Source organism: Palleronia rufa (assembly GCF_000743715.1).
Lineage (GTDB): Bacteria > Pseudomonadota > Alphaproteobacteria > Rhodobacterales > Rhodobacteraceae > Palleronia > Palleronia rufa.
Window position 1 is genome coordinate 170,300 of sequence record NZ_JQEY01000006.1, and the last position, 24,180, is coordinate 194,479.

Annotated in this window: 19 protein-coding genes, 2 pseudogenes and 1 riboswitch; of the genes and pseudogenes, 16 read left to right on the plus strand and 5 right to left on the minus strand. The window is 69.0% G+C overall.

The features are described from left to right. Window positions 1-42: 42 nt before the first annotated feature. Window positions 43-142: riboswitch (TPP riboswitch) on the minus strand. Window positions 143-274: 132 nt separating this feature from the next. Next, on the plus strand, window positions 275-1,378 hold the full coding sequence (gene aroC / locus KW83_RS10420; RefSeq protein ID WP_036178167.1) for a chorismate synthase: 1,104 nt from the start codon (window positions 275-277) through the stop codon (window positions 1,376-1,378). Between the two features lie 220 nt (window positions 1,379-1,598). Here aroC and KW83_RS10425 read toward each other — a convergent pair whose 3' ends face one another. Then, window positions 1,599-2,906, minus strand: coding sequence for a lytic murein transglycosylase (locus KW83_RS10425; RefSeq protein ID WP_036178168.1), 1,308 nt, complete (start codon window positions 2,904-2,906; stop codon window positions 1,599-1,601). Between the two features lie 158 nt (window positions 2,907-3,064). On the opposite strand from KW83_RS10425, the gene KW83_RS10430 reads away from it, so the two are divergent. Both KW83_RS10430 and KW83_RS10435 read left to right on the plus strand, forming a co-directional pair. Then, window positions 3,065-4,240, plus strand: coding sequence for an acetyl-CoA C-acyltransferase family protein (locus KW83_RS10430; RefSeq protein ID WP_036178252.1), 1,176 nt, complete (start codon window positions 3,065-3,067; stop codon window positions 4,238-4,240). A gap of 69 nt (window positions 4,241-4,309) precedes the next feature. Then, window positions 4,310-6,541: a PAS-domain containing protein gene (locus KW83_RS10435; protein WP_051928429.1), complete on the plus strand. Its 2,232-nt coding sequence runs from the start codon at window positions 4,310-4,312 to the stop codon at window positions 6,539-6,541. On the opposite strand, the gene yaaA is transcribed toward KW83_RS10435, so the two are convergent. The 3 genes from yaaA to KW83_RS10450 all read right to left on the minus strand — a co-directional run bounded on the left by yaaA (window position 6,542) and on the right by KW83_RS10450 (window position 9,740). After that, window positions 6,542-7,318 (minus strand): peroxide stress protein YaaA, encoded by a 777-nt coding sequence (yaaA, locus tag KW83_RS10440; protein WP_036178170.1) that lies wholly within the window; start codon window positions 7,316-7,318, stop codon window positions 6,542-6,544. Between the two features lie 24 nt (window positions 7,319-7,342). Beyond that, window positions 7,343-9,379, minus strand: a complete 2,037-nt coding sequence (recQ, locus tag KW83_RS10445; protein WP_036178172.1) for a DNA helicase RecQ — start codon at window positions 9,377-9,379, stop codon at window positions 7,343-7,345. Window positions 9,380-9,452: 73 nt separating this feature from the next. Next, entirely contained in the window at window positions 9,453-9,740 is a 288-nt protein-coding gene (locus KW83_RS10450) for a YggT family protein (protein ID WP_036178174.1), read from the minus strand. Between the two features lie 123 nt (window positions 9,741-9,863). On the opposite strand from KW83_RS10450, the gene KW83_RS10455 reads away from it, so the two are divergent. The 5 genes from KW83_RS10455 to KW83_RS10475 all read left to right on the plus strand — a co-directional run bounded on the left by KW83_RS10455 (window position 9,864) and on the right by KW83_RS10475 (window position 14,265). Then, on the plus strand, window positions 9,864-10,394 hold the full coding sequence (locus KW83_RS10455) for an acyl-CoA thioesterase (RefSeq protein WP_036178176.1): 531 nt from the start codon (window positions 9,864-9,866) through the stop codon (window positions 10,392-10,394). A gap of 23 nt (window positions 10,395-10,417) precedes the next feature. Then, a complete protein-coding gene (locus KW83_RS10460; RefSeq protein ID WP_327203966.1) occupies window positions 10,418-11,797 on the plus strand; it encodes an MFS transporter in 1,380 nt (459 codons plus the stop codon). Continuing rightward, window positions 11,794-12,699, plus strand: a complete 906-nt coding sequence (gene mepA, locus KW83_RS10465; protein WP_081904560.1) for a penicillin-insensitive murein endopeptidase — start codon at window positions 11,794-11,796, stop codon at window positions 12,697-12,699. The genes KW83_RS10460 and mepA overlap by 4 nt, the downstream gene beginning before the upstream one ends. Further along, window positions 12,675-13,553, plus strand: coding sequence for an esterase-like activity of phytase family protein (locus KW83_RS10470; RefSeq protein WP_051928430.1), 879 nt, complete (start codon window positions 12,675-12,677; stop codon window positions 13,551-13,553). Before mepA ends, KW83_RS10470 begins: the two co-directional genes overlap by 25 nt. A gap of 91 nt (window positions 13,554-13,644) precedes the next feature. Further along, window positions 13,645-14,265 (plus strand): queuosine precursor transporter, encoded by a 621-nt coding sequence (locus KW83_RS10475; protein ID WP_036178179.1) that lies wholly within the window; start codon window positions 13,645-13,647, stop codon window positions 14,263-14,265. Between the two features lie 250 nt (window positions 14,266-14,515). Here KW83_RS10475 and KW83_RS10480 read toward each other — a convergent pair whose 3' ends face one another. Continuing rightward, window positions 14,516-14,860: a hypothetical protein gene (locus tag KW83_RS10480; RefSeq protein WP_036178181.1), complete on the minus strand. Its 345-nt coding sequence runs from the start codon at window positions 14,858-14,860 to the stop codon at window positions 14,516-14,518. A gap of 417 nt (window positions 14,861-15,277) precedes the next feature. On the opposite strand from KW83_RS10480, the pseudogene KW83_RS10485 reads away from it, so the two are divergent. The 8 genes and pseudogenes from KW83_RS10485 to KW83_RS10520 form a co-directional block, all read left to right on the plus strand. Beyond that, window positions 15,278-15,877: pseudogene (locus tag KW83_RS10485) on the plus strand (IS5 family transposase); the annotation flags it as partial. 65 nt (window positions 15,878-15,942) lie between these two features. Then, window positions 15,943-16,875, plus strand: a complete 933-nt coding sequence (locus KW83_RS10490; RefSeq protein ID WP_036173704.1) for an IS5 family transposase — start codon at window positions 15,943-15,945, stop codon at window positions 16,873-16,875. A 74-nt stretch (window positions 16,876-16,949) separates the two neighbouring features. Next, entirely contained in the window at window positions 16,950-17,171 is a 222-nt protein-coding gene (locus tag KW83_RS10495; protein WP_036178183.1) for a hypothetical protein, read from the plus strand. A gap of 10 nt (window positions 17,172-17,181) precedes the next feature. Then, the gene (locus KW83_RS10500) at window positions 17,182-17,463 is read left to right on the plus strand and encodes a YrhK family protein (RefSeq protein WP_407667856.1); all 282 of its coding nucleotides are present in this window, start codon (window positions 17,182-17,184) and stop codon (window positions 17,461-17,463) included. Between the two features lie 294 nt (window positions 17,464-17,757). Next, complete coding sequence (gene pheT / locus KW83_RS10505; protein WP_036178185.1) at window positions 17,758-20,154, plus strand: phenylalanine--tRNA ligase subunit beta; 2,397 nt, start codon at window positions 17,758-17,760, stop codon at window positions 20,152-20,154. 56 nt (window positions 20,155-20,210) lie between these two features. Further along, the gene (gene ku, locus KW83_RS10510; RefSeq protein ID WP_036178188.1) at window positions 20,211-21,098 is read left to right on the plus strand and encodes a non-homologous end joining protein Ku; all 888 of its coding nucleotides are present in this window, start codon (window positions 20,211-20,213) and stop codon (window positions 21,096-21,098) included. After that, on the plus strand, window positions 21,098-23,536 hold the full coding sequence (ligD, locus tag KW83_RS10515) for a DNA ligase D (protein ID WP_036178190.1): 2,439 nt from the start codon (window positions 21,098-21,100) through the stop codon (window positions 23,534-23,536). The genes ku and ligD overlap by 1 nt, the downstream gene beginning before the upstream one ends. Before the next feature lie 244 nt (window positions 23,537-23,780). Next, window positions 23,781-24,180, plus strand: a pseudogene (locus tag KW83_RS10520) (transposase); the annotation flags it as partial.

The following is a 24,180-nucleotide window of genomic DNA, read 5'->3' on the forward strand; positions in this document are numbered from 1 at the left end:
TCGCATGTCGCCTCCTTTGGGCCCGAACGGGGGAAAGGCGGCGCGATGCCCTTTGACCTTCCCTCCGCCGGTTCTAGCCGGGTCAGGTTCAACGGGTTCGCGGATCGCGTCTCAGCCCAGACGGGCACCCCGAGGTTGACCAAGAGGTAGCGGTGCGACCGGGTAGCGGCAAGGGGCATCTCGCGCGCCGCCGTCGCGGTACGGTGGGGGAGCGGACTTGTGACGCCCGGTGCGCGCCGGTAACAGGCTGTGTGCCTTGCCCCGGAGCCGATCCATGAGCCTGAACACCTACGGCCACCTCTTTCGCGTCACCACATGGGGTGAGAGCCACGGCCCGGCACTGGGCGCGACCGTGGACGGCTGCCCGCCAGGTGTGCCGCTGACGGAGGCGGATCTGCAGGTCTGGCTGGACAGGCGCAAGCCGGGTCAGAACAAGTACACCACCCAGAGGCAGGAGGCCGACGCCGTCGAGATCCTGTCCGGCGTCTATGAAGGCCAGACCACCGGCACGCCGATCCAGCTGACGATCCGCAACACCGACCAGCGGTCGAAAGACTATGGCGACATCGCCGAGACCTTCCGGCCGGGCCATGCCGACATCACCTACTGGCAGAAATACGGCATCCGCGATCCGCGCGGCGGCGGACGGTCGAGCGCGCGGGAAACGGCGGCGCGGGTCGCCGCGGGGGGCGTGGCCCGGGCCGCGCTGGGTGTCTTGGTGCCGGACCTGCGGATCCTGGGCTACATGGTGCAGATGGGACCGCACAAGGCCGATCCGCTAGCCTTCGACGCGGCGGAAATCGCGCGCAATCCGTTCTGGACTCCGGACAGGCGGGCGGCGGACACCTGGGCCGGCTACCTGGACGGGCTGCGCAAATCCGGCGATTCCGTCGGTGCGGCGATCGAGGTGACGATCTCGGGCGCACCGGCCGGGTTGGGGGCCCCGGTCTATGCCAAGCTCGACAGCGATCTGGCCGCGGCGATGATGTCGATCAACGCGGTCAAGGGGGTGGAGATCGGTGAAGGCATGGCCGCGGCCGCGCTGACCGGATCGCAGAATGCCGATCAGATCGACATGGGCGACGACGGGCCGGTCTATGCGTCGAACCATGCAGGCGGGATCCTGGGCGGGATCTCTACCGGGCAGGATATCGTGGTCAGGTTTTCGGTCAAGCCGACCAGTTCGATCCTGACCCCGCGCCGCAGCGTCACCCGATCCGGGCAGCCGACAGAGGTCATCACGAAGGGCCGGCACGACCCCTGCGTCGGCATCCGCGCCGTTCCCGTGGCCGAGGCGATGGCGGCGGCGGTGATCCTGGACCATCTGCTGCTCCATCGCGGGCAGGTCGGCGACGGACCGCGCGGAAAGATCGGCTAGCATCCGGCGCGGGGCAACATAGGCGGGGCCGATGCGCGGCAAGGGGAGCCACCGACGGCCTGCGTTTCGGCCCGAAAGGATAACGGGTCCGGCACGCGCGCCGACGACCGGATCGCCCCTGCGACGACCGGCTCAGACGCGGTGGCGGCGGACACCATAAGGCGGCATCGCCTGGGGGACCCGCCGCCGGCGGGCGGCCGACCGGAGCGCCTGTGCCGCCCTAGCCCGCGCGGAGCCGGCGCAGCACCCGGAGCGATGCATAGCCGTCCGGCACCATCCCCGCGGACCTCTGGTAGGCGCGGACCGCCGCGATGGTGAGCGGGCCGATCTTGCCATCCACCCCCTGCGTGTCGAACCCGGCGGCGGTCAGGCGGCGCTGAAGCTCCATGCGCTCGCCTTCGGTGAGCGCACGGTCGTCGCTGGGCCAGTCGGCCTGCAACGGACCCTTGCCGGCCAGCCGGTCGGCCAGGTGCCCGACACCGATCACATAGGCATCGGCGGTGTTGACCCGTTCCAGCACGTGAAAGTTCTGGAAGATCAGGAAGGCCGCGCCCTCCGACCCGGCAGGGAGCAGGACGGAAGCCTCACCGAAATCCGGCACCGGTTCGCCATCCACGCCGGTCACGCCAAGCGCGGCCCAATCGGACGGCAGACGTCGTTCGTCCCGGCGGGCGAGGCGGTAGTCGAAACCGTCCGCGACGCGGACCTCGACCCCCCAGGGCATCCCCTTCACCCAGCCATGGGCGGCCAGGCCGCTGGCGGCGGAGGCCAGCGCGTCGGCGGGGCTGTCGCCCCAGACGTCGCGCCTGCCATCGCCGTTGAAATCGACCGCCTGCACCAGGTAGGTGGTCGGGACGATCTGGGTGTGGCCCATGGTGCCGACCGGGGTTCCACGCAACGCCTCCCGGCTCACGTCCCCGGTTTCGAGGATCTTCAGCGCCGCGACCAGCTGCGATTCGAAGAACGCCGGGCGCTCCCCGTCCCGGGCCAGCGTCGCCAGGGCCGCGATCAGGTCGGTGTCCCCCCTGCGGGTGCCATAGGTGCTTTCGACCCCCCAGATCGCGGCAAGGATCTCCCGCTCCACCCCATAGCGGGTCTCTATCGCGTCGAAGAGCCGGGACCGGTCGTCGAGCGCCGCACGGCCCGCCGCGATCATGTCCTCAGACACCGCGGCGTCGAGATATTCGCGGATCGGTCGGGCGACGGCGGCCCGGTCGCGCGCCGCGCCGACGACATCGGGCATGTAGAGCAACCCGTCCAGCGCCCCATCGACCACGTCGCGCCGCACGCCACGGGTAAGGGCACGTCCGCGAAAAGCGTCGAGCCAGGTTTCGAAGGCGCCCTGCTGCGGCGGCACGGCGGACAGGGTCTGGGGCCGCGCGCGCGGCGGCCGCGGGCGCCGCTCGGCCGTGCTCTCCGTCTCCGGCGTCGCGATGGCGGCGGGCACCGGGTCCGCTTCGCGCGCGTCCTGCGCGACGGCGGGCGACGCCGTGGCGACGGCGATCAGCAAAGACGTCAGGCGCGTCATGAAACTACCGGAGGTTGTCTGCATCGCGGCGCAGGATAGCACGCCGCGCGCAAAACAGAAGCCGGCGCGAACCGCGGTTACACGCCCGTGAACGGAGGTGCCGCGGCGCCCGTCCGCACTAGGTCCGAACCAAGGCAGAGAGGGAGAGTAAGACCATGCTGGACGATATCGTCATCCTGAGCGGCGCCCGGACTCCGGTGGGCACCTTCGGCGGAAGCCTGTCGGGCACCCCACCCATCGAGCTTGCCGCGACCGTGACGCGCGCGGCGCTGGAACGCGCCGGGATCGAGGGAGAGCGTATCGGCCATGTTGTCTTTGGCCATGTCATCAACACCGAGCCGAGGGATATGTATCTCAGCCGCGTCGCGTCGATGGAGGCGGGCGTGCCGGAGACCGTGCCGGCGATGAACGTCAATCGGCTTTGCGGCTCCGGCGCGCAGGCGATCGTCAGCGCGATTCAGACTCTGGCGATGGGCGACACGGATTTCGCGCTTGCCGGGGGGGCCGAATGCATGAGCCGGTCGCCCTATATCGTGCCGGCGGCGCGCTGGGGACAGAAGATGGGCGACGTGGAGACGCGCGACATGATGCTGGGCGCGCTCAACTGCCCGTTCGGAACCGGCCACATGGGCGTCACCGCCGAGAATGTCGCCGAGGAACACCAGATCAGCCGCGAAGCGCAGGACCGCTTCGCCATGACCTCCCAGGAGCGGGCCGCCCGCGCCATGGCAGAGGACCGCTTTCAGCGCCAGATCGTCCCCGTGGAAGTGAAACAGAAGCGCGAGACGCTATCCGTCGCCAAGGACGAACATCCGAAACAGACCTCTCTGGAGAAGCTGGCCGGGCTGAAGGCCGTGTTCCGCAAGGACGGCACGGTGACCGCGGGCAACGCCTCCGGCATCAACGACGGCGCGGCGGCGCTGGTACTGGCACGGGGAGACGCGGCGAAGAGCGCTGGCCTGACGCCCGCCTTCCGCGTGCTGGGATACGGCCATTCCGGCGTCCGGCCAGAGGTCATGGGCATTGGCCCGGTGCCCGCCGTGCGCAACCTTTGCGACCGGACGGGCCTGGGCGTCGGGGATTTCGACGTGATCGAATCGAACGAGGCCTTCGCCGCGCAGGCCGTGGCGGTGAACCGGGAACTGGGGCTGGACCCCGACAAGGTGAACCCGAATGGCGGCGCCATCGCGCTCGGCCATCCGGTCGGGGCGACGGGGGCGATCCTGACGATCAAGGCGATGTACGAACTGGAGCGCATCGACGGCCGGCTCGCGCTGATCACCATGTGCATCGGCGGGGGACAGGGCATCGCCCTGGCGATCGAACGCGTCTGAGACGCACTTAACCCGGTCTTAAGTCTGATCCGCAACGGTGGGGCCAGTTGCGAAACGGGCGGGCCGGGCATGACGTACCAGATCGAGGATCTCAGGCAGGAGCGGCGCCACCGGCTTGCCGCCCAGGCGAATCTCAAGACCGAAAGCACCCGCGCGCGGGAAAGCCGCGCGCGGCTGGAGGTGCTGACCAAACGCTTGACCGGACAGGTCATCGAAAAACGCGAAGAACTGGAGGCGTTGCGCGCCGCCGTGGCCGGCCTGAAGCAAGAGCGCGACGCGCTCGACCGGCGGCTGGCCGATATCGCCAGCAACGCGAAGGCAGACGAACGCAGCCTCTGGGCCGCCCTTCAGGCCCTGCGCGACGGCTTTGCCCTGTTCGACAAGGAACATCGGCTGGTGGTCGCCAATACCGCCTACCTTTCGCCCTTCGACGGTCTGGCAGAGATCGAGCGGGGGATCAGCTACCGCCGCCTGTGCGACCTGCTGATAGAGGAGGGCGCAATAGATCCCGGACCGGAGGGCGACGGCTGGACCGAACGGATGATCGCCCGGCTGCGCATGCGCACGATTCCGGACGAGACGCTTCATTTCTGGAACGGGCGCAACTACAGCCTGTCCGAACGCCACCTGCCCAACGGCGGGATCGTGTCGATGGTCGTCAACCAGACCGAGGCGATCCATATCCGCGAGGCGATCGAGGCGATCCCGGACGGGTTCGCCATCTACGACCGCGACGACCGGCTGGTGATCTGCAACGCGCCCTATCGGCAGATGTACGACCGCTCGGCGGACGCCATCCGCCCCGGCATCCGGTTCGAGGACCTGCTGCGTCACGGGCTGGAACGCGGCCAGTACGCCGAATCCGCCGGCCGGGAAGAGGCATGGCTGGCCGACCGGATGCGCCGGCACCTCAACCCCGACGACGCGCCCCTGGAGATCCAGCTGGGGAACGGCCGCTGGATCCAGGTGCTGGAGCGCCGGACCTCCGACGGCAGTATCGTCGGCCTGCGGGTGGATGTCACCGCCCTGAAACGGCAGCAGGCGGAGCTTGAGCGGATGCACCACCTGGCCGCGGCCGCGACCCGCGCCAAATCCGCCTTCCTCGCCAACATGAGCCATGAGATCAGGACCCCTGCGAACGGCGTGGTCGGCATGGCGACGCTCTTGATGGACGAGGACCTGACGGAACGCCAGCATGAGATGATCGACACGCTGCGCAGCAGTTCGGAGGCGCTTCTTGTCCTGCTGGACGACATCCTGGATTTTTCCGCCATCGAAGCCGGCGCGATCTCCATAGATGCCAGGACCTTCGATCTGTCCGACGTCGTGGAAAGCGTTCTGGCGAGCTTTCGCGCGACATGCTGGAAAAAGGGTCTGAACCTGGCGCTGGACCGGGATCGCGACGTGCCGGGTCTGCTGCGCGGCGATCCGCGCCGGCTGCGGCAGATCCTGACCAACCTGGTGGGCAACGCTGTCAGGTTCACCGAGGCGGGATCGGTGACGCTGAGCATCCGGCGCGACGGCGGAAGAACCGTAATCGAGGTCGAGGATACCGGCCCGGGCGTGCCGCCGGACCGCGCGGACAGGGTTTTCGACGGGGCCGTGCAGGAGGGCGAGGGGTTCGGCTCCGGGCTCGGCGGGCGCGGTCTGGGGCTCGCCGTGTGCCGGAGGCTGGTGGATCTGATGGGCGGAGACATCTGGTACGCCCCCCGCCCCGGTGGCGGCGCCCGGTTCGGGCTGTCCCTGCAACTGGACCCCGTGACGCAAGCCGTTCCGCCCGCGGTCGCGGCACAGCCCGCGCCCTCTGCCCGTGCGACCCCCGGCCCGGACCGCGCGACCGCGCTCCGTTCCGCGGCGACGGCGCGTTCCGCGCCCGCGCCGGACCTGGCGCGCATCGGGGCAGAGCCTGCGCGCGCGGTCTCCGGGGCGATCCGCGTCCTTGCGGCAGAGGACAATGCGGTCAACCGCATGGTGCTGGAAAAGCTGCTCGAACCCTCCGGCGTCGCCCTCACCATGGTGGAAACCGGCACAGAGGCCCTGGCCGCGATCACCGCCGATGCGCCCGACCTTGTCCTGACCGACATTTCCATGCCCGACATGGACGGCACCGAGCTGACCCGGCGCCTGCGCGCCTGGGAGGCGGAGACCGGGCGCGCGCCCCTGCGCATCGTCGCCATGACCGCCCACGCGATGCAGGACGACATCGACGCGATTCTGGCCGCGGGACTCGACCACGTGCTGACCAAGCCGCTGAAACGGGAGCTTCTGGAACGGCAGATCGCCGCCGTCAGGCCGCTCTGATCACGCCGCCGCCGCGGCCTCTTCGCTGCGCAGGAAGGTCGGCGCGTCCGGCTCCGACCGATCCGGAGCGTGGACATAGCCGCCCGAGGCGAACCCGCAAAGCGCCTCCGGATCGGTCAGGCGGTTTTCGCAGATGAAGCGCGCCATCGCGCCCCGCGCACGCTTAGCGTAGAAGGAAATCACCCTCGCCTCGCCGTCCTTTTCGTCGAGAAACCGGGGCGTGACGACCCTCAGGCCGGGGACGCGGCCATCCACGGCGCCGAAATACTCCTGGCTGGCGCAGTTCACCAGCACGCCCGTTCCGGCATCCGCGGCGTCGCGCGACAGTTGCTCCGCGATCCTGTCGCCCCAGAAGTCGTAGAGCGTCTTGCCGCGCCGGGTCTTCAGGCGGCTGCCCATCTCTAGCCGGTAGGGCAGGATCGCGTCGCGAGGCCGCAAGAGACCGTAGAGACCCGACAGGATCCTGAGGTGATCGTCGGCGAAATCGGCGCCCGTCTCATCCATGCTGGCGTAGTCGAGCCCCTGGTAGGTGTCGCCGGCGAAGGCGCGGGCGGCGGGGCGCGGGTCCGCCTCCGGATCCTTCATGGCGCGGAAGCGGTCCCGGTTCAGCCGGGCGAGATCCTCGCTGAGGCCCATGAGCGTCCTGAGATCCCTGAGCGACAGCTGCCGGGCGTGACCGGCGAGCGCGTCGGCCTGGTCCTGCAGACGCGGCACCAGCATCCGGCCCTTGGGGACATCCCAGTTCAGCCGCTTGGCAGGCGAGATCACGATCAGCATGGCGCACCTCCTTGGCCGGACCACCTAGGCCCCGTCGCGGCAGACCTCAAGGAACGCGGCGCCGAAACGGTCGAGCTTCGGCGCGGAAAGGCCCGGCGCGCGGGCCAGTTCGTCCAGGCTGCCGGGCTGGCGCTCGGCAATCCAGCGCAGCGTTCCGGCGGTGCAGGACATGGGCTTGCCGGTTCCGTCCGGCCCCCGCGTCAGGGCGCCCTGCACCGACAGCAGGCGGTCGTACACGCCGCCCGCCGCACGCCCCGCCAGCTTGCGGCGCGCCGGATGCATCTCTTCGGCGCCGCCTGCGATGACATCCAGAAAGGCCGATCCGTAACGCTCCAGCTTGGTGGCGCCGACGCCGCCGATCCGCGCCATGTCGTCGAGCGTTGCGGGACGCGTTTCGGCCATCTCGATCAGGGTCTTGTCGTTGAAGATCATGTACGGAGGCCAGCCCTGCGCCTCTGCCAGCGCCCGGCGCTTGGCCTTCAGCGCGGACAGCAGCGGCGCGTCCTCATCCGAGACCAGCGCGCGGGCCACGGGCCGGTCGGGGGTGCGCATCGCGTCGCGGCGAAGTTCGACCGAAGCCTCGCCGCGCAGCACCGGGCGCGCGGCTTGCGTCATGCGCAGGGCGCCGTGGCGCTCGGGGTCGGGGCGGACCAGGTCGCGGCCCATCATCTGCCGGAAAATCGCCTGCCAGTCGCGCGCCGTGCGGTCCTTGCCGACGCCGAAGGTAGGCAGGTCGTCATGGTTTCGCGCGCGCACCTTGTCGGTGGCGCGCCCCACCAGAACGTCAACCAGATGCCCGGTTCCGAACCTCTCATCCGTGCGCAGGATCGCCGACAGCGCCATGCGCACCGGCTCTGTCCCGTCGAAGGTCTCTGGCGGCCGGTCGCAGAGATCGCAGGTGCCGCAGGGGTCGTGCGACTCTCCGAAATAGCCCAGCAGGACCTGACGCCGGCAACCCAGCGCCTCGGCCAGACCCAGGAGCGCGTTGAGCCGGCCGTGGTCGGCCTGCTTGCGGTCGTTCGGAGCGGCGCCTTCGTCGATCTGGCTGCGGCGCAGGCGGATGTCCTCGGGGCCGTAGAGGGTCAGCGTTTCCGCGGGCGCGCCATCGCGGCCCGCGCGGCCGATTTCCTGGTAGTAGCTCTCGATGGACTTCGGCAGGTCGGCATGGGCGACCCAGCGGATGTCGGGCTTGTCCACGCCCATGCCGAAGGCGATGGTGGCGCAGACGATCAGACCGTCCTCTGCCGCGAATCGGGTCTCGACCGCGCGCCGGTCCGCCGGATCCATGCCGCCGTGGTAGAAGGCCGCACTGTGGCCCTGGGCGCCCAGCGCGGCGGACAGGCTCTCGGTCTTGGCGCGGGTACCGCAATAGACGATGCCGGATTGCCCCTTGCGGGCGGCGGCGAAGGCCAGGATCTGGTCGCGCGGCTTGTCCTTGGGTTGAAAGGCCAGGTGGATGTTGGGCCGGTCGAACCCGCCCAGAAACAGCGTGGGAGCGACGCCGTCGAAGAGCCGGGCGACGATCTCATCCCGCGTTTCCGCGTCGGCGGTGGCGGTGAAGGCGGCCAGCGGCACACCCATGGACCGGCGCAGCGCGCCGATCCGCAAGTAGTCGGGGCGGAAATCGTGACCCCACTGACTGACGCAATGGGCCTCATCCACGGCGATGAGCGACACGCCGGCGCGCGCCAGCAGCCGCTCGGACGACGCCAGCCGCTCGGGCGCGAGATACAGCAGCCGCAGGGTCCCGGCATCAAGCGCGGCGAAAACCGCTGCGGTCTCGTCGTCGGTGTTGGAACTGGTCAGCGCGCCGGCCTCGACCCCCGCTGCGCGCAGGGCGCGCACCTGGTCGCGCATCAGCGCGATGAGCGGAGAGATCACCAGCGTCACCCCCTCGCGCATCAGCGCCGGCAACTGGTAGCACAGCGACTTTCCGCCGCCGGTCGGCATGATCGCCAGCATCGGCTGCCCGTCCGCGACGGCCTCCACGATCTCGGCCTGGCCGGGGCGGAAGCCGTCGAATCCGAATACGCTGCGCAGGAGGTCCTGTGCCTGGGTCATGGGGCCTGCAGGTGACTGTTCGATTGAACCGCAGAGGTTTCACAAAGACGCCCCCGCCACAAGGGAGCGGCCCTCAGGCGAAGGCGGGCGCGTTGTTGATCAGGATGATCCTGAGCGCATAGACCGCGATCAGCGCCACCAGCGGCGCCAGGTCCAGCCCGCCCATGGGCGGCAGGACCCGCCGGATCGGGGCGTAGAGCGGCTCCAGCAGGCGGTTCAGCCCGTCCCAGATCTGCGCGATCAGGGGCTGGCGCAGGTTCAGCACGTTGAAGTTGATCAGCCATGACATGACGATATGGGCGATCATGATGAACCAGACCACGTCGAGGATAAGCAGCAGGATCTGGATGATCGACATCATGGGCAAGGCTCCTTCGGGACATGATGGACGCGCCAGATCGCTACGTAACGACGCCCGGGCGTGCGGGCAAGACTTGACCCGCGTCGGGGGACGGGCCACGCGGGGCGGCGAAAGGATCCGGCCATGTATCCCCTCCTGCGCTTCGCCAAAGAGATCGCCGTGCATCGGAGCGCACCGAAGCTCGGGCTTTTCGACACCCATGTGGGCCATCACCTGTGCTGGCCGATCGACATCGACCTGTGGATGGAGCTCAACAACGGGCGCACGCTGACCTTGTTCGATCTGGGCCGGGTGGTGCTGTTCCTGCGCAACGGCATCCATTCCAAGATGCGGGCCCAGGGGTGGGTCGGCACCGTGGCGGGCAGTTCGGTGCGCTATCGCCGCCGGGTGCAGATGTTCGACCGGCTGGAGATGCGGTCCCGGCTGATCGGCTGGGACGCGAAGTTCCTCTATTCCGAACAGGCGATGTTCCGGGGCGGGGAATGCACCAGCCACGGGCTGTTCCGGTCGGCCGCGACGGATCGCAAGCGGATGATTCCCATGGCAGAGGCCGCGCGCACCCTGGGCTACGGCGACAGCCCGCCCCTGCCCGGCTGGGTGCGCGCCTGGGCCGAGGCCGACGACACCCGCCCCTGGCCGCCGATGCGGGATTAGCGCTTTCCGGGCGCCCGCGGACGCTGTTTGATGCACGTGGGAAACCGGCAGGGACAGCGGGCATGGCGGAGGTATCGGCGCGCAAGCGGATCTGGGGCTGGTTCTTCTTCGACTGGGCCAGCCAGCCCTATAACACGCTGCTGATCACCTTCATCTTCGGCCCCTATGTCGCCTCCGTCCTGCAGGACGGCAGCAAGGCGCAGTCGGCCTGGGGCTTTGGCATCGGCGCGGCGGGGATCGTCATGGCGGTTCTCGCGCCGGTCCTGGGGGCGATCGCGGACCAGACCGGACGGCGGATGCCGTGGATCTGGGGCTTCTCGGCGCTCTACGTGCTGGGCGCGGGGATGCTGTGGTTCGCCGCCCCGCAGGACTTCGACCTGGTGCGCACGCTGGTCTTCTTCGGCCTTGGCCTCATCGGCATGGAGTTCGCCACGATCTTCACCAACTCGATGCTGCCCGACCTGGCCCCGCGCGACAAGATCGGAGGCCTGTCCGGTTCCGGCTGGGCGTTCGGCTATCTGGGCGGGCTGGTGGCCCTGGTGCTCATGCTGGCCCTTTTCGCGGAGGACGAGGCGACGGGCCGGACGCTGATCGGCATCGCGCCGGTGCTGGGACTGGACCCCGAAACGCGCGAGGGCACAAGGTTCGTCGGGCCGTTCACGGCGCTGTGGTATCTGGTATTCATGGTGCCGTTCTTCCTGTGGGTGAAGGAAACCGCCCCCGCCGTCCCGCCCCGCAGGGCCGACATCCGCCGCGCGCTGTCCGACCTGGGCCGCACGATCCGCCGGCTGCCGGAGACGCCCAGCCAGTTCGCCTTTCTCGCCGCCTCCATGCTTTACCGCGACGGGCTGTCGGGCGCCTACGCGCTGGGCGCGATCTTCGCGGCCGGCGTGCTCGACTGGTCGGTGGTCCAGACCGGCACCTTCGGCATCCTCGCGGTGATCTCGGGCGCGCTCTTTGCATGGCTGGGCGGGCGCGCGGACCTGCGGTTCGGCCCCAAACCGGTGATCGTGACCTGCACGTGGGTGCTGATGCTCACCATCGTGGCCTGCCTCTTCGTCACGCGCGAAAGCGTCTTCGGCATTGCCCAGTCCGCCACCTCCAGCCTGCCGGACACCGTGTTTCTGGTGATCGGGGCGGTCATCGGGGCCGCGGGGGGCGCGCTGCAATCGGCCAGCCGGACGATGATGGTGCGCCAGGGCAACGCGCAGCGCATGACAGAGGCGTTCGGACTCTACGCGCTGTCGGGCAAGGCGACGTCCTTCATCGCGCCCCTGTCCATCGGCGCGGCCACGGCGCTGACCGGATCGCAACAACTGGGCATATCGCCGTTGATCGCGCTATTCGCGGCAGGATTGTTTCTGCTACGCTGGGTCAATCCCGATGGAGATCGAGCAGCATGAGCATCACAAGGATCCTGGCCGCATGCGGCCTTGTCGCGCTGGGCGCCTGCGCGGGCGGCGGGCGGGACGTCCCCGCACCCAGCCTTGCCGGCGTCGAGGTCACGCAATCGGGTCTGGCCAAGCAACTCTTCGGCACCAAGGGCCGTCCCGCCGACCTGCCGGCCGCACCTTACGGCGGCTACTCCAAGGGCTGCCTGGCAGGCGGCCGGCAGCTCGCAGAGACCGGACCGACCTGGCAGGCGATGCGCCTCAGCCGCAATCGGAACTGGGCGCATCCCAAAATGCTCGACTTCGTGCAGGACCTCAGCCGCCAGGCCGCGGCGCTGCCGGGGTCCAACGGAATCTACGTCGGCGACATGAGCCAGCCGTCGGGCGGGCCGATGCTGACCGGCCACGCCAGCCACCAGATCGGGATGGATGCCGACATCTGGCTGATGCCCGCCACGCTTGGCCTGTCCCGTCCGCAACGCGAGAGCGTCAGCGCCGTGTCGATGCGCCGTGCCGGGGGAGCCTATACCAACGAGCGCTGGTCGTCCTTTCAGCATGAGCTTATCAAGGCCGCCGCGAAGGATCCGCGAGTCGCGCGGATCTTCATCTTTCCCGGCGCCAAGGTGCAGATGTGCAACGACGAAACCGGCGACAGGTCATGGTTGCGGAAAGTGCGCCCCTGGTACGGGCACCACTACCACTTCCACGTCCGCCTCTCCTGCCCGGACAATGCGCCGGAATGCGTCGACCAGACCCCGCCGCCACCGGGCGACGGATGCGCGGATGCACAGCGGTGGGTGAACGACATCCTGAACCCGCCGCCACCGGACCCGAACGCCCCCCGCGCCGCACCGAAGCAGGAGCTTCGGATGGCCGACCTGCCCGCCGCGTGCCAGGCCGTCCTCGCGCGCTGAGCGTTCTGGCGCTGGCCGTGGTGGTCGGCTGCGCGCCGGCCGACAGCACGGGCGGCGGCGCGCTGACCCAGATCGACTGGAACCTTGATCTGGAGACGCACGGCGGCTTTTCAGCGATCGAGGTCGATCCCGGCGGAACCACATTCACCGTGCTGAACGACCAGGGCCAGCTTGTCGACGGCCGCTTCGTGCGCGGATCGGAGGGCCAGATCACCGCTATCGAATCAGAGCCGTCCCGCCCGCTGAGGGGGATCACCGGCGAACTCATGGACCAGGAGCCGTTTCCCGATTCCGAAGGACTGGCGCGCGATCGCCGCGGACGGCTCTACGTCTCTTTCGAGCAGCGCGGGCGCGTCTGGCGATACGATACACCAGACGGCCCGGCCACGACCCTGGGCTATACGACGGAGTTTGCGCTGCTGCCGAACAACAAGGGACTCGAAGGGCTTGCCGTCGATGACCGCAACCGCGTCTGGACCATCGCCGAGCTTCCCGGCCCCGCCGGCTACACCACCTGGATCCGGGAGGGCCGCGAATGGCGGTCCGGACCGGTGATCCCGACATCCGACGACTATTCTGCGGTCGGCATGGATTTCGACGACGAAGGGCGGCTCTACCTGCTGGAGCGCGCCCTGCGCGGGATCTTCGGGTTCCAGAGCCGGGTGCGCCGATTCACCCTGCCGGAAATGACGGCAGAGACGCTGCTGACATCCGAGGTCGGCCAGTTCGACAATCTAGAAGGGCTGTCGGTCTGGCGCAGCAAGGACGGAAAGCCCCGGATCACGATGATATCCGACGACAACTTCATCTTTTTCCAGACGACCGAGTTCGTGGAACTGGCGCTGGAGGACTGACGCTTGCCTCCGGCGCGCGCGGGCGGTATTGGCACCCGTCCCGCCGCGAGCGGGGCCAAGTTTCCGCAACCTTGCCAAAACGGATCGGACCATGACCCGCCTTCTTCCCGGCATCCTCGCCATGGCCATCATCGTGGTGGCCTCCAACATCCTGGTGCAGCGCCTGCTGGGCCAGTGGCTGACCTGGGGCGCGATCACCTATCCGCTGGCGTTCCTGGTCACCGACGTCATGAACCGCGTCTACGGCGCCGCGACCGCCCGGAAGGTGGTCTATGCGGGCTTCGCGACGGGCGTCCTCTGCTCGCTGATCGGCACCCAGATCACGGGTGAGTTCGGCCCTCTGGTGACGCTCCGCATCGCCATCGCGTCAGGCACCGCGTTTCTGGCGGCGCAACTTGTGGACATCGCCGTGTTCGACCGGATCCGCGGCGGCCGCTGGTGGTCGGCACCGCTCGTCTCATCGCTGGCGGGGTCGGCGCTCGACACGGTGCTGTTCTTCACCATCGCGTTCTCATCCTGGCTGACCGTCCTGCATCCCTCAGAGGACGTGTCCTGGGCAAACGCCGTCCTGCCGCTGCTGGGCACGGGTCCGGAGGCGCCGCTGTGGATGTCGCTCGCCCTGGCCGACTGGCTGGTGAAACTGTCGCTCGCCGTGATCGCCCTGGCGCCGTTCCGTGTCATCACCAAGCGGATCCTCCCGGATACAGCCTGACGCTTCCGGCCTGCACGCAAGAGAACAGGATCCGTCTGACCCGGGGTGTCCACGTGGCGAACCTTGGTCCATTCGCCACCGGTCTGCCGGTTTGCGGCAGGAGAGAAGTCCCGCTGACGCGAAACGCGAAACCCTAAGGCCGTGCCGGCTGCTCCAGAGGAAAGTGACGTGGCCCCCGAAAACCGGTCGTCCGGCCAAGCTTGCCGCCAACGGTGGCAAGGACGAACAGCATGGCTGGCAAACGAAGGAACTACAGTGCCGAGTTCGAGGCGAAGGTGGCGCTCGGGTCGATCCGTGAGGAGATGACGGCGGCCGGGCCGGTGGCGAAGCCCGGCGTGCATCGGGCTCCGATCGACACCTCGAAGCGGCAGGCGCTCGCGGGCATGTCGGGGATTTTCCCGGGCAAGGCCGAGGCGAAGGCCGTCGGGAAGGACGGCGAGATCGAGAAGCTGCACGCCAGGATCGGCCAGCTTGGGGGAGACCGCGATTTTTCCAGCCAAAGCCTCCGGCCGCTGAGCGCGGCCCGGAAGCCTGAGACGATCGCCGCCCCCCACCCGGCATTGTCGATCCCCCGACAWTGCGCCCTGATCGGCATCAGCCGGTCGCCCGGGCAAGGGCGAGAGCCCGCTGAACCTGGCGCTGACGAAGCCGATCGACGCGCAGTTCGTAGAGACGCCGTTCCACGGCAGCCGCCGGATGGCGAGGCACCTGCGCAACCGGGGCCACTGCGGTCCGGCGGCCGATGGCCCGGATGGRTCYGCGGGCCGTCCACCGGCGGCCGCGCACGACTGTGCCTCACCCGGAGCACCGCAAGTATCCGTCTCTGCTCCGGGGTCTGCCGATCGACCGGCCAAACCAAGCCTGGTGCGCGGATATCGCCTGCATTCCGATGCGGCGGTCGCGATCGTGGACCGGGCGACACGCCGGGTGCCGGCATGGCGGCTGTCGGCTTTGTTGCGCAAAGATTGGGTGAGGGATTCATCTCGTGAATCCAGCGTGGTAGCTGTCCTGCATGAGCAGACCGATCCCGCCGAGCTACAAGACAAAGAACTGGCCGGCCTACAACGAAGCGCTGAAGCAGCGTGGTTCCCTGACGATCTGGTTCGATCCGGACATGGTCTGGGTGCCGCCGCCGACCGGCAAGCGAGGCCGGCAGCCGTTATATAGCGACGCCGCGATCCAGRCATGCCTGACGATGAAAGTCCTTTTCGGCATGGCGCTCCGACAGACGACCGGGTTCATTGAAAGCCTCCTGCGCCTGGTCGGCCTCGACTGGGCGGTGCCCGACTTCAGCACACTGAGCCGGCGCCAGAAGRCCTTGTCCGTGACTATTCCCTACCGCGGCTCAGATGGGCCGCTGAACCTGTTGATCGACAGCACCGGCATCAAGGCAGAGGGTGAAGGCGAGTGGAACGCCCGCAAGCATGGCGGCGCGAAACGCCGTCTATGGCGCAAGATCCACATCGGCGTCGATGAACGCACGCTGGAGATCCGAGCCATCGAGATCACCGGAAGCAACGTCGGGGACGCGCCCATGCTGCCCGAGTTGCTCAACCAGATCCCCGCCGGCGTGGAGATCGGATCGATCACCGCTGACGGAGCCTACGATACGGCGTTGTTGCAGAACTCTAGCCGTAAAGGATTCACATCGGGAATTCATGCGCTTAGACGAGCAGCATGAGCAAGCCCAAGCCCGCCCGCTACCGCACGACGAACTGGTCCACCTACAACGATGCGCTCAGGAAGCGCGGGTCGCTGCTGATCTGGCTGGACAAGGAGATGACCTGGCACGCGCCGCATGAGGGACGCCCGGGGCGCCCCCCGGTCTTTTCGAATGCCGCGATACAGTTCTGCCTATCGATCAAGGTTCTGTTCAAGTTGCCGCTCAGACAGACTGCCGGGATGGTCGCCAGTCTGCTGCGACTCGCGGGGCTGGACTGGCCCGTTCCGGACTACTCGACCCTGTGCCGTAGGCAGAAGACCTTGAAGGTTCAGATCCCCTATCGCCGTGCTGGCGGGCCACTGAACCTGCTGGTTGATAGCACCGGCATCAAGTTCCTCGGCGATGGCGAGTGGCAGGCCCGGAAGCATGGCATTCAGGGTCGCCGCCAATGGCGCAAGGTGCATCTGGCGATGGACACCGCCACCTCGGATATCCTGGCCGTCGAGTTCACCCACAGCCGGGAAGGCGACAGCCCCGTCCTGCCGGACCTGTTGGGCCAGATCCCCGAAGACGAAGACATCGGCACCGTGACCGCGGACGGCGCCTACGACACCCGCCGCTGCCACGGCGCCGTCATCGCACGCGGTGGCACGGCAATCATACCCATCCGAAGGAACGGTCGGGCTTGGAAGGAGGACTGTCCGGCTGCCAAGGCACGCAACGAAACCCTGCGCGCCACGCGTCACTACGGTCGGGCGTTTTGGAAGCGGTGGACCGGATACCACGCCCGAAGCCGCGTGGAGGCCAAGATGCGATGCCTGAAGGCCTTCGGCGAGCGCATCGCCGCGAGAGACCCAGACCGCCAGACCGCCGAAATCCACATCCGTGTCGCCCTTATCAATCGCTTCAACGCGCTCGGCACCGCCGAGGTCGTCCGCGTGGCCTGAACCCGAACGGGAAAGGGACACTCACGCCTCAGGCGGCCTTTCTGCAACAAAACCATCTCGATACCTCCGCCACCGTGACCGAAATCGCGGACGCCTTTACCGACCTGGGCCGGGAGGTCGGGCGCGTTTCGGACCTCGCCGCCGCCTGGCGTGACGTCCGCCTGGTTCATGTGACGGCGGACGAGGAGGAACACGATGCCAACCGCCGGCGCGTCTTCTTCGGGTCGAAGCGACGCCGGCTTCGGCTCTCCCGCATCTGCACGCTGGCCGTGCCGGCGCCGCGGGCCGGCGTCTGAGGTTCGCGCGATGGCCCTGACCCTCTTCCGCCACGAGAACCGCCAGCAGTCCGAGCGGTCGCAGCGCTTCTACGCGCGGGTCGAGCTGGTGCGGACGCTCGTCGATTTCTCCGCCGCCATGTGCTTCTTGATCGGCTCTGTCCTGTTCTTCTGGAAGAGCCTCGAAACCCTGGCGATCTGGTTCTTCGTCATCGGATCGGTGCTGTTCGCCGCCAAGCCGACCCTGAGCCTGGCGCGGGAGATCCGCCTTGCCGCCATGGGCGACGACAAGGACCTTGCCAGGCGACGCTGAGGCGGCGGGGCGCGCAGGGAATATTCCAAAGGCGGCAGGGCGGCCGTTCACGGCGCCTTAACCTTAACGGGTCCATGGTCCGGGGGCGGTACAGGCTGGGGAGCCGATGACCGCAAAGGGTGACGCCCCGGTCTCGCGGCACGGCGGGATCGGGGCGGATCTGTCCCCTCACCCTTTCGCAAATACCCATGCCCCGCCGTCTCCGCCCGGTGCCAACGTCCAATGCGGCATCCGTCTTTCCATTCGCGCGGCGCTGCGATACGCCCCCGACCGACTGCGAAGGGGAACGGGCCGATGAAATTCACTCTGTCCTGGCTGAAGGATCACCTTGAAACCGACGCCGGCGTGGCCGCGATCGCCGAGGCCCTGACCGACCTGGGGCTGGAGGTCGAGGACGTCACCGACCCCGCCGCCGCCTTGCGCGATTTCCGGCTGGGCCATGTGACCGCGGCCGAAAAACACCCCGACGCCGACCGCCTGCGCGTCTGCACCGTAGAGACGGCCGACGGCCCCGCGCAGATCATCTGCGGCGCGCCCAACGCGCGGGCCGGGATCACCGTGGTGGTCGCCAGCCCCGGCACCTACATCCCCGGTCTCGACACCACCATCCAGGTCGGCAAGATCCGCGGGGTCGAGAGCCACGGCATGATGGCGTCGGAGCGCGAGTTGCAACTCAGCGACGCGCACGAGGGCATCATCGAGCTGCCGTCCGGCGAGGTCGGGCAGAGCTTCGCGGACTGGCTGGCCGAGCATCGTCCGAACGCCATCGACCCGGTGATCGAGATCGCCATCACCCCGAACCGCCCCGATGCGCTGGGCGTGCGCGGCATCGCGCGCGATCTGGCCGCGCGGGGTCTTGGCACGCTGAAACCGGAGGAGGCCGCAGCGGTCGCGGGCCGCTTTCCCAGCCCCGTCGGCGCCACCATCGACGGCGATGCGCTGCCGCTCGCTCCGCATTTCACCGGTCGGCTGATCCGCGGCGTGACCAACGGGCCGTCGCCCGCCTGGCTGCAGGCCCGGCTCACGGCCATCGGGCTGCGCCCCATCTCCGCGCTGGTGGACATCACCAATTTCTTCACCGTGGACCGCAACCGCCCGCTGCACGTCTTCGACGCAGGCCGGCTTTCCGGCGATCTGCGCGTGCATCTGGCCCGCGGCGGTGAGACGCTGGAGGCGCTGGACGAGCGCAGCTACACCTTTGCTCCCGGCATGGTGGCGATATCGGACGCGGCCGGTGTCCAGAGCATCGCCGGCATCATGGGTGGCGCGCCAACGGGGGTGGAGGACGCCACCACGGACGTGTTTGTGGAAAGCGCGTGGTGGGATCCGGTAGGAATTGCCCGCACGGGCCGCGCGCTCAAGGTCAACTCGGACGCGCGCTACCGGTTCGAACGCGGGGTGGATCCCGCCTGGACCCGCGCAGGACTAGAGGCCGCCACACGGATGATCCTCGATCTCTGCGGCGGCGAGCCGTCCGAGGCGGTCGAGGCGGGCGCCGCCCCCGACCATGCGCGCGCCTACCGGCTGGATGCGGCGCGCTGCGCGTCGCTGGTGGGCATGGAGATCCCGGAGGCGACCCAGCGCGGGACGCTGGAGGCGCTGGGCTTCCGAATGGAGGGCGACATGGCCCGGGTGCCAAGCTGGCGGCCCGACGTGCAGGGAGAGGCCGATCTGGTGGAGGAGGTCGCGCGCGTCGCCAGCCTCACCCGGCTGGTGCCGCAGCCCATGCCGCGCGCCGAACCCGGCGTGCCCGCGCCGATCCTGACGCCGGGCCAGCGGGCCGAACAGACCGCCCGGCGCAGCTGCGCGGCGCTCGGCTACAATGAGGTGGTGAGCTATTCCTTCATCGACGGCGCCTCTGCCGCGCTCTTCGACGGCGGCACCGATGCCACGCGGCTGGACAACCCGATCTCTTCGGAGATGAGCCACCTGCGTCCGGACCTGCTGCCGGGCCTGCTCCAGGCGGCGGCGCGCAACCAGAAGCGCGGGCAGGGGGATCTGGCGCTTTTCGAGGTCGGCGCGGTGTTTCACGGCGGCGAGCCCGGCGATCAGCGCACCCAGGTCGCCGCCCTGCTGACCGGGCGCACCGGGCCGAAGGACGTGCATGGCGCGTCCCGCCCCGTCGATCCCTTCGACGTCAAGGCCGATGCAGAGGCGGTGCTGGCCGCCCTCGGCGCGCCGGCCAAGGTCCAGATCCTGCGCGAGGGGGCCGCCTGGTGGCATCCCGGCCGCCACGGGCGCATCTGCCTGGGGCCGAAGAAGACCCTCGGCGTGTTCGGTGAGGTCCATCCCAAGGTGCTGCGCGCAATGGGCGTCCGGGGCCCGGCCGTGGCCTTCGCCCTCTGGCCGGCGGAGATCCCCGCCCCGCGCAGGGCCGCCGCCGCGCGCCCCGCGCTGGTCCTGTCGGATCTGCAGGCGGTAGAGCGCGACTTCGCCTTCGTGCTCGACGCGGGGGTGGAGGCGGGTCAGGTCGTCGCCGCCGCGCAAGGTGCGGACAAGGCGCTGATCGAGGAGGTGCGCGTCTTCGACCAGTTCACCGGCGGCGCGCTGGGAGAGGGGCAGAAGTCGCTGGCCATCACCGTGCGCATCCAGCCCACCGACCGCACGCTGACCGATGCCCAGATCGAGGCCGTCGCGCAGAAGGTCGTCGCCAAGGTCTCGGCCGCCACCGGGGGCACGCTGCGGGGCTGACGGAACCGCCCCGCCGGGCCGGGGCGTTGACCCCGGTCCAACAGGGAGGATCCGTCATGGCCCCACGCGCCGTCTGGACCGGCCAGCTGCGCCTGTCGCTGGTCTCGATCCCGGTCGAGATCTTCGCCGCCACCACCGGCGGGGCGCGGGTGTCGTTCCGGCAGATTCACAAGCCATCGGGCAAACGCGTCCGCTACGAAAAGACCGCCGCGGGCGTCGGCCCGGTGAAGTCGGAGGACATCGTCAAGGGCTATGAGACCGAGGACGGCGACTACATCCTGATCGACCCCGAAGAGATCGACCGGCTCAAGGTCGAGACCTCCAAGACGCTGGAACTGCTGCAATTCGTCGGCAACCATGAGATCCCGCCGCTCTACTACGACCGGCCCTACTACATGGTCCCCAAGGACGATCTGGCCGAGGATGCCTATCGCGTCGTCCGCGACGCGCTCCGGGCCGAGAAGAAGTCCGGGCTCTGCCAGATCACCCTGCGCGGCAAGGAACATCTGGCAGCGATCCGGCCCTGCGGCGACGGGTTGCTGTTGGAAACCCTGCGTTACGCCGATGAGATCCGGGAGGCCGAGCCGATGTTCGCACAAATCGAGGACGAGTCCCCGGACGAGGAGATGCTCGACCTCGCCACGCAGCTGATCGCGAAGAAGACCAAACCCTTCGACGCCGGCGCCTATTCCGACAGCTATCACCAGGCGCTGCTGGCGCTGGTCGAGGCCAAGCGCAAGGACAAGGACACCGACAAGGTGCAGGCCTCCGACGATGACGAAGGCGCCGGCGACAACGTGGTGGACCTGATGAGCGCGCTGAAGGCGTCGCTCGGCAAGGGCGGCAACGGGGCCAAGGGCGGCAACGGGGCCAGGGGCGGCGCGAAATCCAGGGCCAAGGCCAAGTCCGCGAAATCCGGCGGCACGCGCAAGAAGGCGTCGTGATGGCCGACAAGCTGGCCGCCTACAACGCCAAGCGCGATTTCCGCAAGACGCGGGAGCCGAAAGGCGCGCCCGGCCAGAGCGATCCCGGGACGCTGTGGTTCTCGGTCCAGAAGCACGATGCCTCATCTTTGCACTACGATTTGCGGCTGGAATGGGACGGGGTGCTGCTCAGCTGGGCGGTGCCCAAGGGGCCGAGCCCCCGGACCGGCGACAAGCGGCTGGCGCAGCGGACCGAAGACCATCCTCTCGACTACGGCGATTTCGAGGGCACGATCCCCAAGGGCGAATACGGCGGCGGCACGGTGATGCTCTGGGACCGGGGCACGTGGTCGCCGCGCGGCGATGTGGCGGCGATGCTCGACAAGGGCAACCTCAAGATGGACATCGCCGGTGAGCGGATGCGCGGCGGCTGGGCGCTGGTGCGGTTCAGAAAGGGCGGCGACGGCGCCTGGCTGCTGATCAAGGAAAAGGACGACTACGCGCAGGACGACGGCGAGGCGCTGACCGGCGCGCATCTCGTCTCGGTCGCCACGGCGCGCGACATGGACGCCATCGCGGCCGGGGACGACGCCGGAGAGGTCGCGGCGCCCGGCCCGGACCGCAGCAAGCGCGCGCCCCGTTTCCGCAAGCCGCAGCTTGCCACGCTGGTCGAAGAGGCGCCCGAAGGCGACGGCTGGGCGCATGAGACCAAGTTCGACGGCTACCGCGCCCTGGCGGCGCTGGGCAAGGGCGGCGTGACGCTCTGGACCCGCAATGGCAAGGACTGGACCGACAGGTTCGCCGCGCTCTCGGGCGCGTTCGACCCGCTGCCCTGCGATTCGGCGCTGCTGGATGGCGAGGTGATGGCGGCCAGGATCCGCGGCTCGCCGTTCTCGTCGCTGCAGAGGGCGCTGTCGGAGGGGGGCGGGCTGGTGTTCTTCGCCTTCGACCTTCTGGCGCTGGATGGCGAGGATCTGACCGCCGAAACCCAGCAGGACCGCCGCGACCGTCTGGAGCGGCTGTTTCGCGGCGTGCCGGCGGACGGCCCGCTGCGGCTCACCGACCGGATCGTGGGCCACGGGCCCGAGGTCTTCGCCGCCGCCTGCCGGGAGGGGGCGGAGGGGATCGTCTCCAAACAGCTGGATGCCCCCTACCGGGGCAAGCGCACGACCGCCTGGCGCAAGGTGAAATGCACCCGCCGGCAGGAATTCGTGGTGGGCGGCTACGCGCCGTCGGACAAGGAGCGGCCGTTCGCCTCCCTGCTGGTGGGAGAGCACGGCCCCGACGGGCTGCGCTATCGCGGGCGCGTCGGGACGGGGTTTTCCGGCGACGACCTGGAGGCGCTGGCGAACGGGTTCCGCAGCCGCAAGACGCCGCCGTTCCAGAAGGTGCCGCGCGACGTGGCACGGAACGCGGTCTGGGTCACGCCCGACACGGTGATAGAGGTCGAGTTCATTGAATTCACCGCCGACGGCCATATCCGCCACGGCGCCTATCAGGGCACGCGCGGGGACAAATCGCCCGAGGCGGTGACGCTCGAAACCCCTGCTGGCGCGCCCGACGACACCACCGTGGCGGGGGTCGGGATCAGTTCGCCCGACCGCGCGGTGTTCCCGCGCTCGGGCTGCACCAAGCTCGACATCGCGCGGCACTACGAACGGGTCGGCGCGCGCCTGGTCGAGATCGCCGGGCACCGGCCGCTGTCTCTGGTGCGCGCGCCAAAGGGGATCGACGGGCAGACCTTCTTTCAGAAACACGCCGGAAAGGGGTTTCCGGACGCGCTCCAGCCCATCGAGATCGAGGAATCCGACGGCGATACCGCCACCTATATCTACGCCACCCGGACCGAGAGTTTCGTCGCCGCCGCGCAGATGGGCACGGTGGAATTCCACATCTGGGGCAGCCGCACCGACCGGCTGGAGCGGCCCGACCGCCTGGTGTTCGACCTCGACCCCGACGAGGGGCTGGGCTGGGACGCCACCCGCGCCGCCGCGCTGGATCTGCGCGACCGCCTGGCGGACCTGGGGCTGGAGGCCGGGGCCATGGTGACGGGGGGCAAGGGCATCCACGTCTGGCTGCCGCTCAGCCGCCATCACGACTGGACCCTGGCCAAGACCTTCTCCAAGACCCTCGCCCATGTCCTGGCCGAGGCCGAGCCGGAGCGGTTCACCGCCACCATGTCCAAGGCCAGGCGCAAGGGCCGGATCTTCATCGACTGGCTCCGCAACGAACGCGGCGCCACGGCCGTCGCGCCCTATTCGCTCCGCGCCCGGAGCGGCGCGCCGGTGGCCGTGCCGGTAGACTGGGACGAGCTTGGCGGCCTCGATGCCGCGAACGCCTTTACCATGGGCGCCGTGCGCGAGCGGCTGGAGGATCCGTGCCCCTACCTGCTACGGGCCGAACACCCCCAGCGCCTCACCGCCGCGGTGCTGGACGGGCTGGAGCGCTGGCGCGGCTAGCGCGCGGGCCACCCCGCCACGGCGGACACCGTGCGACCGGCGGTGCCGCCCCACCGTGCCTGGCAAACCCGTTCGCGCACCGGCGTCGCGGGCGTGTTCGTCTATGGCCGGGACCGCCGCGCCCGGCGCGCGGTGTGTGCTTGGAGTATGCTGCAGTGAACCGGAGGAGGGTAGCTGGCCCCCGTTTCGACCGGACACTCGGGCATAGCCATGGAGGCTTAGGGAAAGCCCTTAGCACGTGCTTATGTCTGACTTTGAGATCATCACCGATGTCGGCCGCAGGCGGCGCCGGTCGTCTTCCGAGAAGCTGCGGATCGTCGAGGAGACGCTGGACGAGACCGCCAGTATCTCAGTCGTGGCGCGCCGCAATGGCGTGGCGCCGGACCTGCTGTATCGTTGGCGGCGTTTGATGCTGGAAGGGGGAGCTGTGGCCGTATCCGGGGACGATGACGTCACGAGCAATCGCGCCGTCCGCCAGATGGAGGATCGCATCCGCGAACTGGAGCGCCAGCTCGGCGCAAGACGCTAAAAGTCGAGATCCTCAAGGAGGCGCTGGATGAATCGCGCTCAAAAAAACTGACGTGGCTTGCGCAGTCGCAGCCGAAGGACGGTTCCCGATGAGCGCCCTGGCCGCAACCCTGGGC

Bases quoted from the DNA above. Each gene is read 5' to 3' on its own strand.
- aroC (WP_036178167.1), top strand. From the start codon at position 275: ATGAGCCTGAACACCTACGGCCACCTCTTTCGCGTCACCACATGGGGT.
- KW83_RS10425 (WP_036178168.1), bottom strand. From the start codon at position 2,906: ATGACGCGCCTGACGTCTTTGCTGATCGCCGTCGCCACGGCGTCGCCC.
- KW83_RS10435 (WP_051928429.1), top strand. From the start codon at position 4,310: ATGACGTACCAGATCGAGGATCTCAGGCAGGAGCGGCGCCACCGGCTT.
- yaaA (WP_036178170.1), bottom strand. From the start codon at position 7,318: ATGCTGATCGTGATCTCGCCTGCCAAGCGGCTGAACTGGGATGTCCCC.
- recQ (WP_036178172.1), bottom strand. From the start codon at position 9,379: ATGACCCAGGCACAGGACCTCCTGCGCAGCGTATTCGGATTCGACGGC.
- KW83_RS10450 (WP_036178174.1), bottom strand. From the start codon at position 9,740: ATGATGTCGATCATCCAGATCCTGCTGCTTATCCTCGACGTGGTCTGG.
- KW83_RS10455 (WP_036178176.1), top strand. From the start codon at position 9,864: ATGTATCCCCTCCTGCGCTTCGCCAAAGAGATCGCCGTGCATCGGAGC.
- mepA (WP_081904560.1), top strand. From the start codon at position 11,794: ATGAGCATCACAAGGATCCTGGCCGCATGCGGCCTTGTCGCGCTGGGC.
- KW83_RS10475 (WP_036178179.1), top strand. From the start codon at position 13,645: ATGACCCGCCTTCTTCCCGGCATCCTCGCCATGGCCATCATCGTGGTG.
- KW83_RS10490 (WP_036173704.1), top strand. From the start codon at position 15,943: ATGAGCAAGCCCAAGCCCGCCCGCTACCGCACGACGAACTGGTCCACC.
- KW83_RS10500 (WP_407667856.1), top strand. From the start codon at position 17,182: ATGGCCCTGACCCTCTTCCGCCACGAGAACCGCCAGCAGTCCGAGCGG.
- pheT (WP_036178185.1), top strand. From the start codon at position 17,758: ATGAAATTCACTCTGTCCTGGCTGAAGGATCACCTTGAAACCGACGCC.
- ku (WP_036178188.1), top strand. From the start codon at position 20,211: ATGGCCCCACGCGCCGTCTGGACCGGCCAGCTGCGCCTGTCGCTGGTC.
- ligD (WP_036178190.1), top strand. From the start codon at position 21,098: ATGGCCGACAAGCTGGCCGCCTACAACGCCAAGCGCGATTTCCGCAAG.